Source organism: Limnohabitans sp. (genome assembly GCF_040401135.1).
Taxonomy (GTDB): domain Bacteria; phylum Pseudomonadota; class Gammaproteobacteria; order Burkholderiales; family Burkholderiaceae_C; genus Limnohabitans.
This window is the reverse complement of the sequence record NZ_JBBAOV010000003.1, coordinates 1-12,176: the sequence shown is the minus strand read 5'-3', so window position 1 is coordinate 12,176 and position 12,176 is coordinate 1. Positions and strand designations below refer to the sequence as shown.

Sequence of the window (12,176 nt, the reverse complement as noted above, 5' to 3'; positions counted from 1 at the left end):
TGGATAGCCTCTTCCGATACTGCTGGTGTACGTTAAGAAACACCCAGGAGTTATTCAATGCGAGCCAATTCACGAGCCATTCAAAGTTACGGCGATGTCAAAGTCGGAAGCGGTGTTGCATCGGCCAACAATGTGCAATTGATTCAAATGCTGTTTGATGGGTTGCTGGAAAGCTTGTCCACGGCACGTGGTCATATTCAGCACAAAAATATCACTGAAAAATCCAAAGCCATTGCACGTGCCAGCCGCATCGTGATTGGTTTGCAAGGTGCCTTGGATTTTGAAAAAGGTGGCGATCTGGCCAACAACCTCAATGAGTTGTACAGCTATGTGACCCGTCGTTTGTTTCACGCCAACGCCCACAATGATTTGGCGGCTTTGGATGAGATTCATGGTTTGATGCGCGAAATTCGCGACGCTTGGGACGGCATGCCTTCTCTTGTGCCAGCGAGCAACCGACCCGCCAGCATGATGAACTGATGTAGCTTTTCTGCTTTTCAGCAGATTTGCCTCATTTATCAGTTAATCTTGTAGGCTGGTTGGGACAATTTTTAGGCGCATCCAAGTTCATAGACTTGGGTGCGCCAAACTGCTTGGGGAGAGTGTTAGATGTCAGCAATTATTGGTTTGGTCGTTTTGTTCATTTGCGTGTTCGGCGGTTTCGTGATCGCCGGCGGCAGCATGGCACCCATTATCAAAGCCACCCCATTCGAGATGTTCATCATTGGTGGCGCTGGTGTGGGTGGCATGATCACCGGCAACTCTGGCGCCATTTTTAAAGGCGCTTGGGGGGGTATTGGCCGTGTGGTTAAAGGTCCGCGCTATAAAAAAGATGACTACATAGCCATCATCGCTGTCATCTCTAAGCTGATGAAAACGCTCAAGGCCGAAGGTGCCGTGGCCATGGAATCGCATGTGGAGAATCCCGAGGCCAGTGCCATTTTTGGCGAATGTCCCAAGATGCTTGCTGACCATGGCTTGGTGGGTTTGGTTTGCGACACCATCCGTTTGATGGTGGTGTCCTCCGGCACGTTGAGCCCTTATGCGGTGGAAGATGTGATGACCACCTCTATCAAACACCACCACCATAGCGAAATGCAAAATGCCGATGCCATTGCCACCTTGGCTGGCGCCCTTCCGGCGCTGGGCATTGTGGCTTGCGTGTTGGGTGTGGTGAAGACCATGGGCGCGATTGACCAGCCCCCACCTGTGTTGGGTGCCTTGATTGGTGGCGCGTTGGTGGGTACGTTTTTGGGTGTGTTCTTGGCTTACGGTATTTTCGAACCCTTCGGCAAACGCCTCTCGCAGATCATTGACGAAGACGGCGAAGTCATGAAAGTGGCGCAGCAAGTCATCATTGGCAACATGCATGGTTACCCCGTTCCTCTGATCATTGAAGGCGCGCGCGTGTGTATCAACCACCACGAGCAGCCCACCTTCGGCGAACTCTTTGACGCGTTGAGAAAATAATGGCTGACGAAAAAGACGAGGCAGCAGTCGCCGCTGAAGCGGCAGCGGCAGCAGCTGCTGCTGAAGCCGCCAAAGTCGAAGCAGACAAAGAGGCTGCCCCTGCGCCCGTCATCATCATCAAGAAAATCATTGATGAGGGTCACGGCGGCGCGCATGGCGGCGCTTGGAAAATTGCCTTGGCTGACATGATGACGGCCATGATGGCCTTCTTCTTGTTGATGTGGCTGTTGGGCGCGTCTAACGAAGACCAGCGCAAAAGCATTGCCGACTATTTCAAGCCCACCTCCCAAAGTTTGGTCGCCATCGGTCAGCTGGCTGGCTCCAACGGTGTGTTGGGTGGTCGTTCCATCATCGACCCCGATGGTTTTCCGTTTGCAGCCAAGCAAACGGGTTTGTTGGAACGTTTGACACCCCGCTCTGAAGGTGGCCCTAACCCCAGCACCGATCCAGGTCAAGAAAACAACAACCCCTACTCAGACCCAGACAAGCTGACGCCTGAGCAGAAGAAAGAAATTGCGGCTGCACAAGAAAAATCCGACTTTGACAAACTCGAAAAAGAGATTGAACAAAAGTTGTCAGAAAACAAAAAACTTGCCGGCATGAAAGATCAAGTTGCTGTCACGCGTGACAAGCAGGGCCTGCGCATCGAGATCATCGACAAAGCCGACTTTGCCATGTTCCCTAGTGGCGGCATGAGCATGCAAGGCAAAGCGTCGAGCTTGATCAGTGAAATTGCCGCCTCGTTGGCTGATATGCCCAACAAGATTGCCATTCGCGGTCACACCGACAGCGTGCCTTTCCAAAACAAAGAAGGCCGCAACAACTGGTCACTCTCGGCTGAGCGCGCAGAGGTGACCCGTGCTTTGTTAGAAAAGAGCGGCATCAAAGAAAGCCGATTTGCCCGAATTGAGGGCGTGGCCGACACCGATCCGTTCAACCCCAAAGACCCGCGTGACCCTCGTAATCGTCGCATGAGCATTACCGTGCTCTACAACGATCAAGACTAAACGGGTGGGTTAGGCCGCAGGGCGCAGCTCGTATTTGTTGATCTTTTCAATCAAGGTGGTGCGCTGCAAATTCAGCAACTTGGCGGTGCGTGACACATTGCCCGAGTTGCGGGTGAGTGCTTGCTCAATGATGCTGCGCTCAATTTGCGCCATACGCTCTTTGAGCGACAAGCCTTCGGGCGGCAGCTGCGGCATGCCTTGCGCCAGCATGATGAGGCCCTCAATCTCGTTGTCCTCTTCTTCAGGCTCGTCGTTCATTTCTGCCAGCACCTCGGGCGGTGGCGTCATTTCCATCTTGGCCAGCAGCGGAGCTTGCGCTTGCAGCTCGGCTTGCGCCGACACCAAGCCTTTGGGCAGCAGGGTAGGGGGAATAGCCCGCAAGTCCAGCTCTTGGCCCGAATACAAAGTGCTAAAACGGTCAACCACGTTGGACAGCTCACGCACATTGCCAGGCCATGGATACTTTTGCAAAGCCGCCATGAAGTCGGGTTTGAAGCGAATCGGTTGCTTGCCAAAGTTGGCGCATTTTTTAGAGAAAAAAGCCAACAATTCGGCCACATCCGTGTTGCGCTCACGCAACGGCGGGGTCACCATGGGCAACACGTTGAGGCGGTAATACAAGTCTTCCCGAAACCGCCCTGCTGCAATTTCGGTTTCCAAATCACGGTGGGTGGCCGCCACCACGCGCACATCCACATGCACTTGACGAGTGCCGCCAATCGGGTCGACGGTGCGTTCTTGCAACACGCGCAGCAGCTTGACCTGCATGTCCAGAGACATGTCGCCAATTTCATCCAAAAAGATGGTGCCGCCGTGGGCCAGCTCAAATCGGCCAATGCGGTCGGCCACAGCGCCCGTGAAAGCCCCCTTGCGGTGGCCAAACAGCTCGCTTTCAAGCAAATCTTTGGGGATAGCGGCGCAATTGATGGGGACAAAATTACCGCCGCAGCGCTCTGATTGTTCGTGCAGCAACCGAGCCAGCAGCTCTTTGCCAGTGCCACTTTCGCCGGTGATCATGACCGTGGCGTTGGAGTTGGCCATCGTTGTAACCAATTGGCGCAAGGTGGCTGCTGACTCGCTAGAGCCAATAAAGTGTGTGGTGGGCTTCATGTCAAAAATTCCTACACAGCATTGTCAGTGACAAAAAATCTTTCACAAGACAGAAAAAGTATTCGTATTTCAATTTGTTAAAGGTGCAAGGTTCTGTGTCGAATCAAAGGGGAGACCTCTCAAGGACACAGACATGAACCGCACCACCTTTTGGGCTGTCACAGCCTCCGCACTTTTGTTGACCGCTTGTGCCAACACGCCCCCGCCCATGCAGACCCAAGCCCGCATGGATGAGAGCGCCAACATGATCACGCCCATGACCCAAAAGCGTGAGACCTTGGTGGCCACAGGCTATGCAGTCATTAGCATTCAAAACCACCGCAACGCATCGCAACAACGTTTGCTGGCCATCCGTGCTTCCAAACTTGACGCTTACCGCGCCTTGACCGAACAGGTCTACGGCCAACAGCTCGATGCCAGCACCACTGTGGCTGATATGACGGTGATGAGCGACACGTTTCGCGCCCGCGTGGAAGGTGTCATTTATGGTGCGGTGTTGGTCAGCATCACCCCTGTGGGTGACGACACATACGAAACCACCCTGTCGTTGAACAGCAATTTGGTCAGCGATTTGCGTGCTTTGTACGTTGCCAGCCTAAGCCAAAGACGCTAAGCATCTGCCTGGAAAGATCAAGCGTATGTGGACTTTGTCACGCCGACACCTTTGCCTTGTGGCCGCTTTGCTGGTGGGTGCGGGTGTCAATTTTTCAGTTGCTGCCGCCGACCTGAGTGCCGAGGAGCGTCTGCAAGCCATTCGCGCCGCCATGGTGGACGCTGCCATGAAGTCCAACACCCGCGTCAGCGCCACCAGTTGGATGGAGAGCGACGGCAAGCTGCGCGAGCTCAACCGCTTTTCCTCTGAAATCAAGCTACGCGATTTGCAGGTGGCCCAGTACTCGCGTGATGCTGGCAAACAACCTCAAGCAGAGTTGGCAGTCACTCACCTTGTGGAGGCCGTGCAGCCCAACCGCTGTGAAGCGCCCCAAGCCAAAGCCCCTTTGCGCCAAGTGATGACCGTGGGCTTGGACTTATCTCCAGGCTTGGCCCCTGCGCACCGCTACCAAGCGCAGCAGCTGGGTTTTGCGGCGCGCGCGCGCTTGTTACAAGCGGCTGCGCGTTCTGAGCACTGGCGTCTCATCAGCACCCAAGCCCAGGCACGAACCTATGACCGATTGATTTACGGCCAAGGTGAAGAACAGGTGCAATGGCATGCCCAACTGACTGTCACACCTGCGCCCTTGGCTGGGGTGTCTGACGATTTCTCGGCATTTGGTTTGACCCTGCAAGTCAGTGGCCCGGGCCAACGCCAAGGCTGGTTTACTGCCCAAGAGCTCGTGGTACCCAGCTTGCCCACCCAGGCCTTCGGCACACCCAGGGTGGACACCGACACCCAAGCCGCCATTGCACGCGCCGTGTCTGCCATGGCCATTCAGCTGGACAAACAACTGGCCTGCGAGCCCCAAACTTTTTTGGTGGCGCAAGCCAATGGACGTTTGTCTGTGAATGCTGGCAGCAATGCGGGCCTGCGCGTGGGCGACAAGCTCATGATTGCCGACCCCTCCGTCTTGCCGCGTCACACCTTAGAGCCAGGCGCACTTGACGCCGCGGTGTTGGCCGAAGTCAAATCGGTCACGCTCTACCAAGCCGAAATCAAACAGGTGGCTGGCCGCAAACAAAAATTCAATGGGGCCTGGGTTGCTTGGCCTTATACCTACTAACAAATTGACGGGAGAACCGACCATGAACACGCCCATCACTTCCGTTCGCACTTGGCTGTGTTGCCTGCTGTTGGCCGCCCCTGCGTTGGCACTGGCTGCCAGCCCCACGGTGCGCGGCACCTACAAAGTGGAAACGGGTGACACACTAGACAAAGTCATCAAAAAAACCATGCCTGACAGCCCCTTGCGTGTCGACATTTTGCGCAACGCCTATGTGCAGCAAAACCCCCAAGCCTTCACCAAATCGCCCCCCCGCGCTTTGGTGGTGGGTGCTGTACTCAACGTGCCCAGCCACGACGACTTGTTGCGTACCCACCTGGTACCTGGTCAATCCACGGGCGGCAGCGGTGTGCAACGTGGCGGCGGCTATTCCACGGCCGACATGAACATGAATGAGCGCAAAAACTGGGTGCGCTTTCCCTAAGCGGCCACCATGGCCATCTTGGGTCCTGAAGGCGTTCACGCCATCGCGCGTACGGCGCCTGTCCACATGGACATGCGCATCGCATATGTAGAGGCGCCCGTGGCCCGCGTTCTGGGTTTGCACGACGGACAGGTGGTGCACGCCACCGCCACCGTGGTGCACCAACAGCTCAAGCTCGCGCTGAACGAACACATCTTCAACTTGCCCCTGCAGCCTTACATCAAAGAGGGCGACCTGGTGCAGCTGCGCGCTCAGATGTTGCCAGCGGGCAAGTGGGCTCTGCAGCTTTTGCACACGGGCAACTTTGCGGGGCCAGAAGCTGCGCCGGCTGGCATGCCCACACGCTTGAACACCTTGTTGTTTCAACCGCCTGGTTTTGCCAACTTGCTGGCTTTGTTGCGTCCGGGAGTGTTGGAAGCCCTGATTCCGCCCGTGCTGGATGCCGCCGAATTGAAAAAACGCATTCAATCCCAGCGCCTGAGCATGGGCAGCTTGCAGCCTCAAGCCTTCAAGCGTTTTATCTTGGGCCACACCAAACCCAGCGAAGCCAGCTTGGCCGAGGGCGAGCCCGTGGCCGACAACACCAAAGTACTGCTGCGCTTGCTCATGGCCGAGCGTGAACGTGTGCAAGAGAACGACAGCATGGACACCCAGGACAGCCTCAAACACGCCTTGGATGAGCTGGAAGCCGCGCAAGTGCAAGCGGGCCAAACCGTCAACAAAGGTGATTTGCACTTTGGCTTGGTCATCCCCTTTCGGGATGCTGACCCCGTGGAGCTGGAGTTCGAGCAAAAAGGCAACAAGCCCGGCCAGCCCAAAAACCCCTTGGTGGTCAACATTCACACCGACAGCCGTGTGCTGGGCGAGGTGTGGCTTAAAACCACCATCAGCCCCAACGCGCAGGTCGATTTGACCATGTGGGCCTTGCGCAAAGACGTGGCCGATCTGGCCAAGTTCAACGCGCCTGACCTGACCGACGAGCTAGAAGGCGCAGGCCTGCACATGGGCAGTTTTCAGGTCTACAACGCGCCGCGTCCCGATGCGCTGCAAGACCAGCCCCCGCCCGAACACGGCAGACTGATTGACACCCGCGTATGACCGACAAGCACTACATGCAAGCCGTCGCCTTGGAATATGGGCGCAACAAATCGCCTGTGATCACCGCCAAAGGTGACGACGAGCTGGCGCGTCGCATCGTGGCCGAAGCCAAAAAACAAGGTGTGTATGTGGCCGAAGACCCACGGCTGTTGGCCATGCTCAGTCGATTAGATGTGGGCCAAGAAATTCCAGAAGAAATGTTCACCGCGGTCGCCGTGATTTTGGCTTGGGTGTATTGGCTCAAGGGCATGCAGCCCGGGGATGAAAAGCCTAAGCAGGCTTAAAAGGGCAGGGCTTACGCTTCTGCGTAACCACGGCCGCCGTGTCGGTTGCCGCGAGACACCTTGCCCAGTCGGTCATAAATTTCAACCGAGCTGGTGGGGTCTTGCACTTGCAAGCTTTGCAGGGCGCCACGGATGGCGTCAATCTTTCGAACAATCAGCACTTCGTTGCGGCGATGCATGTCGCGGCAATTGGCCATGTGTTCTTTGAAGCCATCCCACTCGGGGCCAAGTGCGTCCGCAGAATCAGGGCCATGAATACCCGCCAGCTGCGCGAGCTGTTGAAGCAACTCGTTTTTAGAGGCTTGCGACGCTTCAAAGGCGTCAAGGTTTTGCACTTTCAGATGCGCGAACTCTTGTTCAAGCATGTCTTCCAGTGTTTGCGCCAAAACCAAGGCCTGCTCCAAGGAGGAGCCTTCCAAAGCAACAGCGTGTGTGGTCATATCGGTCAAGTGCCGATCAGTTCGAAATCATTTTTTCGAGGGCCACAAAGTTTTCGGCAATGCGGCGAGGGTTCACAGGGTAGTTGCCTTCCTTGATCGCCTGCTTGATCGCCTCGACTTTGGCGCGATCGAAGTCTGGCTGTGCCTTGACTTGTTGGGCCACATTGCTCAAGGTCACTTTGTCTGCTCCTGCTGAAGCTGTTTTCTCCAGCGATGGTGCTAGCTCTTCTTTGGCTTGCGCGGCAGAAGGGCCTTGTTTTTCGACTTTGTCGATGCTGCTGCGAACAGCAGCATTCGATTGGGTCATCCGACCGTAGTTTGTAATTGCGTCATTCATGATGTTTTCACTTTCTCTAACCTTTGTTCAGGTCAAAACTTTTTCACAAGAGTTAAATCGTCCCCAAAGTTTAGAACTTGAGGGAATTTTTTGTATTATTTTTTAAATACCACTTTTCACCTCAGTTTCGCGGCATTCGGTCCAGTGATCACACCCTGTAGTGATCGACCCGACTCGACATTTTTTAAGCGAATTTGTTCACCCCAACCACCATCTTGCAAGGCTTCCGCGCGCATTGTGATTGAAAAGCCTTGTCCCTCGCCAGCTGTGACCTGAACCTCTTGCCCACGCTTAACCAGCACGGCGTTCTTCACGTCGTAAGAGCGAAGCGGGGTGTTGGGTGTGAGGTCACGCACCAGTTCCATGTTTTTAATTATTTTGATATCAGAAATAATTTGGTTTTCCATGCCCGCTGCAGGCATCTCGGCCACGCTGAACATCGCCGGCGTGATGACCGTGCCGCGCTTCAGCAGCTCTTTGGACACCAGTACTTTATGTAATACAGGGGCGCCGGCGTTGGCGCGGTTCACCGGCGCGAAAGCTTGGCCCGTGTTGAGGTTGACGAAAAGCTGCCAAGCAGGCTGCGCACAGCGCACGCGAAGGGCGGGTTGGTTCGAAAAAGGCTGTTCAAACTGCATGGTTTGTTGACAGTTTTGCACCGTGATACGCGGGTCTAAAGGCGCCACTTGCACCTGTTTGCCCTGAAAACTAGGGTGGCTGGCGGCCCATTGCTGGGCTTGTTTTTGCAACACCTCAAAAGCTGTGTCTGTAGTCACCAAATCGGCCGCAAACCCAAGCTGGGCCTGGCTTAGCAAGCAGGCGCCCAGCCACAAGCCCCATCGCTTGAAGCGTGGGGTGTCGGCATTTTTTAGGCACGGCATTTGCATAGTCATACGGGTCGGTGTGGATGTTTTGACATTAGTTCAGACCCAAGCCTTCATGCAAGAACGAAGCCAACTTTTTAAACGGACCGACTGAACGGAGCCTCCATGCGACTCGACCCGTCCTACAACCCTCAGCTGAGCGCCTCCGACGCCTCTGAAATACCCAAGCTGCCACGAAGTCAGTTGGCGTTCGCCCGCACGGCCCCCGCATTCACGCGAGCTATGGCAAGTGCCAGTGCCAGTGCCAGCCAAACAGGCGCGCTGGCTCCCGAGGGCAGCACCGAAGCGTGGAGCACCTCGGTGCGTTCAGGCCAAACCTTGACCGGCATCGTGCGCGAGCAAATGGCCGGGCGCGGTGTGAACATCTCAAACAACGAAGCCATGCGCTTGGCGCAAACCGTGGCCCGTTCCAACAACATCAGCAATCCCGACATGATCCACCCAGGTCAAAAGCTGAACCTGGATGGTTTGAACTTTTCCTTGCAGCAAGCCCAGGCCGTCAACCAAGCCATTGCGGCTAACAAGGCTGCTGCGGCGGCGGCCACGGCTCCGGCGGTCACGCCTGCAGCTAACGTCAACACACTCAATACCAACACCGCCATGGGCAACACCGCTTTGGCGGGCACAGCCCAAGTGCAGTTGCTTACGCGCTCAGACCGCAGTGGCAACGTAGTGCTGGAAAAAACCATCGACCGGGCCATTGAAAAAGGCTTCATCCCCGTGCAAGACAAACAAGCGGTGATGAACAAAATTGTGCAGCTCTCGCAAGAGCACCGCTTTGCCCCCGATGACTTTGCGCGCCTCACCCTGATGGAGAGCGACGGCATGAACCCCAAAGCTTCCAACAGCCGTTGTCACGGCATCATCCAGTTTTGTGACGGCCCCGACCGAGGTGCCGCCAGCGCGGGCTTTGGCGCCAACCCCAAAGCCATTTTGGGCCACAGCGTGCTGAAGCAACTCGACATGGTGGGCAAGTACTTCAACGACACCGGTTTAAAGAACTACGGCCCCGTGGGCTTGGATGACCTGTACTTAACAGTGCTCACCCCCGCAGCCCGCAACGAAACAAGGCCCAACGCGGCCCTGAACATTCAAGGCCAGCAAGCCGCTTACTTGCATGTGAACCGCGACATACGGGCGCCCATCACGCGCAATTCCATCTTGGCCGGCTTGCACCAAAACGCCAATGAGCGTCTGGGCACGGAAGTGGCGCAACGCCCATCTTTGCAGGCAGCTCGTTTGAGCGCTTATGCGGCGCAGGCGGCGGTGTCGGAAGTCCGCTAACTTCTGTCAAGCGGCAAATAGTTGCCGCTGTTGCCGTCAAAAAGCCGTGGCACGGCTCTTGCATTAATCGACACGAGGTCTCACAACTTGAGGCCATGTGTCAACAAACAGGAGTCTTGAAATGGACGTTTTTAAATCAGCCTTTGGAATTCACGAGCGTGCGCTTGGCGTGAGAAGCCAACGCATGGAAGTGCTGGCGCGCAACATCGCCAACGCCGACACGCCTAACTACAAAGCACAAGACGTCGACTTCAAGGCCATGCTCAAAGAAGCCAAGACCGAATACTTGACGGCCACCAATGAAAAGCATTACGCCGGTATTCAAGAAGGCCCGGACAACGGCATGCGTTTTCGCACCCCTTTCAACAGCTCATTCGACGGCAACACCGTTGAAATGAACGTCGAGCAAGCCCAGTACGGTAAAGCCGCCAGCGACTACCAAGCGACCTTGCAATTTTTAGAAAGCCGCATCAGCGGCCTTCGCAAAGCCATGCGCGGGGAGTAATAGACCATGCAACTCGACAACGTTTTCGGCATTGCAGGCACAGCGCTCAACGCGCAAGCCATTCGCATGAACACCACGGCCTCTAACTTGGCCAACGCCAACTCGGTGGCGGGCTCTGAAGAAGAAGCCTACCGTGGCCGTCGCCCTTTGTTCAAAGCCTTGATGGAAGAACACATGACACACGGCGGCGCGCAGTTTGTGGGCGGCGTCAAGGTGGACCGCATCGTCAACGACACCGCACCGATTCGCAAAACCTGGGAGCCAGGCAACCCCTTGGCCGACAAAGAAGGCTACGTGTATCACTCCAACGTGAACGAAATGTCGGAGATGGTCGACATGATGGCCGCCTCTCGTTCTTACCAAAACAACGTCGAAGTGGTGAACACCGCACGTCAACTGATGATGCGCACCCTTGAAATTACAAAGAGTTAATCATGGCCACCACCGCAACTTCCTCACTGCCTAGTGGCATCGTCAAGTACGAAGACTACCAAGCGCAACAAAAAGCCAAGCCCACCAATGAAAACATGGGCCAGACGGAATTTTTGACACTCTTCACCACACAGCTGAAGAACCAAAACCCGTTGGACCCCGTTAAAAACGAAGCCTTCGTGGCCCAGTTGGCGCAGTTCTCGCAGCTCGAAGCCACCACCGCCATGAAGACCAGCATGCAAAACTTGGTCTCTAGCTTGGCCAACGACCGCTTGCTAGGCGCCACTTCATTGATCGGCAAAACCGTGGGCGTGCCCGATGGCCCCGTGATGGTTACTGACACCACCGTGTCGCAAGGTGTGGTCAATGCACCCACCGGCGCAGACGGCATCAAAGTGCAAGTCTTCAACGACAAAGGCATCTTGGTGCGTACCCAAATCATGGGCCCACAGCCTCCAGGCGACGTCACCATTGCTTGGGACGGCACCAACGACGGCGGCACCACGGTACCTAATGGAACCTACCGCTATGTGGCCTCGGTCAACAGCAATGGCTCGGTCACCAAGCCCACTGTCAACACCTATGCGCAAGTGACGGGTGTCAGCAGTGCAGGCACCGCGGACGGCACGATGTTGCTCGAAGTTGCCGGTGGCAAAACGGTCAACTTGGCCGATGTCAAACGCATCAGCTACTAATTTCAAGATCTCAGAATTTCTCTCAGGAGCTAAAGCACCATGTCTTTTTACACCTCTCTCACGGGTCTGAATGCCGCCACCGCACAGCTGGGCGTCACCTCCAACAACATTGCCAACGTGTCCACCACGGGCTTCAAACGAAGCCGTACTGACTTTGGCGACATTTTTGCCACCTCACCGTTGCAAAAAGCCTCGGCCACCATCGGTCAGGGCGTGTCCTTGAAGCGCGTGGTGCAAGAGTTTGGTCAAGGCAACATGATGTTCTCGTCCAACACCTTGGACTTAGCCATCAGCGGCGACGGTTTCTTCCCGCTCAAATCGCAAGACGGTTTTCAGGACATCTTTACCCGTAACGGTGTGTTCATGATGAACGACCAATACAACGTGGTGAACTCAGCAGGTCAGCGTTTGATGGCAGCGTCAGTTGACTCGTCCGGCAAAGCGAACTTGGACGACATGAACGTGTTGACCATCCCGCAAAAAACCAC

17 protein-coding genes are annotated in these 12,176 nt (G+C 55.7%); 13 read left to right on the top strand and 4 right to left on the bottom strand.

Annotated features, from left to right (window positions below):
* Positions 1-57: 57 nt before the first annotated feature.
* The 3 genes from fliS (at position 58) to ABWP81_RS01495 (ending at position 2,477) form a co-directional block, all read left to right on the top strand.
* The gene (gene fliS / locus ABWP81_RS01505; RefSeq protein ID WP_353135059.1) at positions 58-480 is read left to right on the top strand and encodes a flagellar export chaperone FliS; all 423 of its coding nucleotides are present in this window, start codon (positions 58-60) and stop codon (positions 478-480) included.
* 129 nt (positions 481-609) lie between these two features.
* Positions 610-1,470 carry a flagellar motor stator protein MotA gene (gene motA, locus ABWP81_RS01500; protein ID WP_353138561.1) on the top strand — a complete coding sequence of 287 codons (861 nt, stop codon included), beginning with the start codon at positions 610-612 and terminating at the stop codon, positions 1,468-1,470.
* Positions 1,470-2,477 carry a flagellar motor protein MotB gene (locus tag ABWP81_RS01495; RefSeq protein ID WP_353138558.1) on the top strand — a complete coding sequence of 336 codons (1,008 nt, stop codon included), beginning with the start codon at positions 1,470-1,472 and terminating at the stop codon, positions 2,475-2,477. The genes motA and ABWP81_RS01495 overlap by 1 nt, the downstream gene beginning before the upstream one ends.
* 9 nt (positions 2,478-2,486) lie before the next feature.
* Here ABWP81_RS01495 and ABWP81_RS01490 read toward each other — a convergent pair whose 3' ends face one another.
* Positions 2,487-3,587, bottom strand: coding sequence for a sigma-54 interaction domain-containing protein (locus ABWP81_RS01490; RefSeq protein ID WP_353138555.1), 1,101 nt, complete (start codon positions 3,585-3,587; stop codon positions 2,487-2,489).
* Between the two features lie 133 nt (positions 3,588-3,720).
* Here ABWP81_RS01490 and ABWP81_RS01485 point away from each other — a divergent pair, with 133 nt between their 5' ends.
* From ABWP81_RS01485 to ABWP81_RS01465, 5 genes are read left to right on the top strand one after another with little or no spacing between them, the layout of a single operon-like run.
* Entirely contained in the window at positions 3,721-4,200 is a 480-nt protein-coding gene (locus ABWP81_RS01485) for an LPP20 family lipoprotein (protein ID WP_353135071.1), read from the top strand.
* 58 nt (positions 4,201-4,258) lie between these two features.
* Entirely contained in the window at positions 4,259-5,305 is a 1,047-nt protein-coding gene (locus ABWP81_RS01480) for a hypothetical protein (protein ID WP_353138552.1), read from the top strand.
* A 22-nt stretch (positions 5,306-5,327) separates the two neighbouring features.
* Positions 5,328-5,729 carry a type IV pilus assembly protein FimV gene (locus tag ABWP81_RS01475; RefSeq protein WP_353138549.1) on the top strand — a complete coding sequence of 134 codons (402 nt, stop codon included), beginning with the start codon at positions 5,328-5,330 and terminating at the stop codon, positions 5,727-5,729.
* A gap of 9 nt (positions 5,730-5,738) precedes the next feature.
* On the top strand, positions 5,739-6,827 hold the full coding sequence (locus tag ABWP81_RS01470) for a flagellar hook-length control protein FliK (RefSeq protein WP_353138546.1): 1,089 nt from the start codon (positions 5,739-5,741) through the stop codon (positions 6,825-6,827).
* Entirely contained in the window at positions 6,824-7,111 is a 288-nt protein-coding gene (locus ABWP81_RS01465; protein ID WP_353135083.1) for an EscU/YscU/HrcU family type III secretion system export apparatus switch protein, read from the top strand. Before ABWP81_RS01470 ends, ABWP81_RS01465 begins: the two co-directional genes overlap by 4 nt.
* Before the next feature lie 11 nt (positions 7,112-7,122).
* Here the strand turns inward: ABWP81_RS01465 and ABWP81_RS01460 are convergent, their stop codons facing one another.
* The 3 genes from ABWP81_RS01460 to flgA all read right to left on the bottom strand — a co-directional run bounded on the left by ABWP81_RS01460 (position 7,123) and on the right by flgA (position 8,781).
* The gene (locus tag ABWP81_RS01460) at positions 7,123-7,551 is read right to left on the bottom strand and encodes a hypothetical protein (RefSeq protein WP_353135086.1); all 429 of its coding nucleotides are present in this window, start codon (positions 7,549-7,551) and stop codon (positions 7,123-7,125) included.
* A 16-nt stretch (positions 7,552-7,567) separates the two neighbouring features.
* Positions 7,568-7,888: a flagellar biosynthesis anti-sigma factor FlgM gene (flgM, locus tag ABWP81_RS01455; RefSeq protein WP_353138543.1), complete on the bottom strand. Its 321-nt coding sequence runs from the start codon at positions 7,886-7,888 to the stop codon at positions 7,568-7,570.
* Between the two features lie 116 nt (positions 7,889-8,004).
* Positions 8,005-8,781 (bottom strand): flagellar basal body P-ring formation chaperone FlgA, encoded by a 777-nt coding sequence (gene flgA, locus ABWP81_RS01450; protein ID WP_353138540.1) that lies wholly within the window; start codon positions 8,779-8,781, stop codon positions 8,005-8,007.
* 96 nt (positions 8,782-8,877) lie between these two features.
* Between flgA and ABWP81_RS01445 the strand changes: the two genes are divergently transcribed.
* From ABWP81_RS01445 to ABWP81_RS01425, 5 genes are all read left to right on the top strand, one after another.
* Positions 8,878-10,056 carry a LysM peptidoglycan-binding domain-containing protein gene (locus ABWP81_RS01445; protein WP_353138537.1) on the top strand — a complete coding sequence of 393 codons (1,179 nt, stop codon included), beginning with the start codon at positions 8,878-8,880 and terminating at the stop codon, positions 10,054-10,056.
* 121 nt (positions 10,057-10,177) lie between these two features.
* Complete coding sequence (flgB, locus tag ABWP81_RS01440) at positions 10,178-10,561, top strand: flagellar basal body rod protein FlgB (protein WP_353135098.1); 384 nt, start codon at positions 10,178-10,180, stop codon at positions 10,559-10,561.
* A 6-nt stretch (positions 10,562-10,567) separates the two neighbouring features.
* Positions 10,568-10,993 (top strand): flagellar basal body rod protein FlgC, encoded by a 426-nt coding sequence (gene flgC / locus ABWP81_RS01435; RefSeq protein WP_353135101.1) that lies wholly within the window; start codon positions 10,568-10,570, stop codon positions 10,991-10,993.
* Between the two features lie 2 nt (positions 10,994-10,995).
* Positions 10,996-11,688, top strand: a complete 693-nt coding sequence (locus tag ABWP81_RS01430; protein ID WP_353138534.1) for a flagellar hook assembly protein FlgD — start codon at positions 10,996-10,998, stop codon at positions 11,686-11,688.
* 39 nt (positions 11,689-11,727) lie between these two features.
* Positions 11,728-12,176: flagellar hook-basal body complex protein (locus ABWP81_RS01425; RefSeq protein WP_353138531.1), on the top strand; the 449-nt coding region annotated here is incomplete at its 3' end.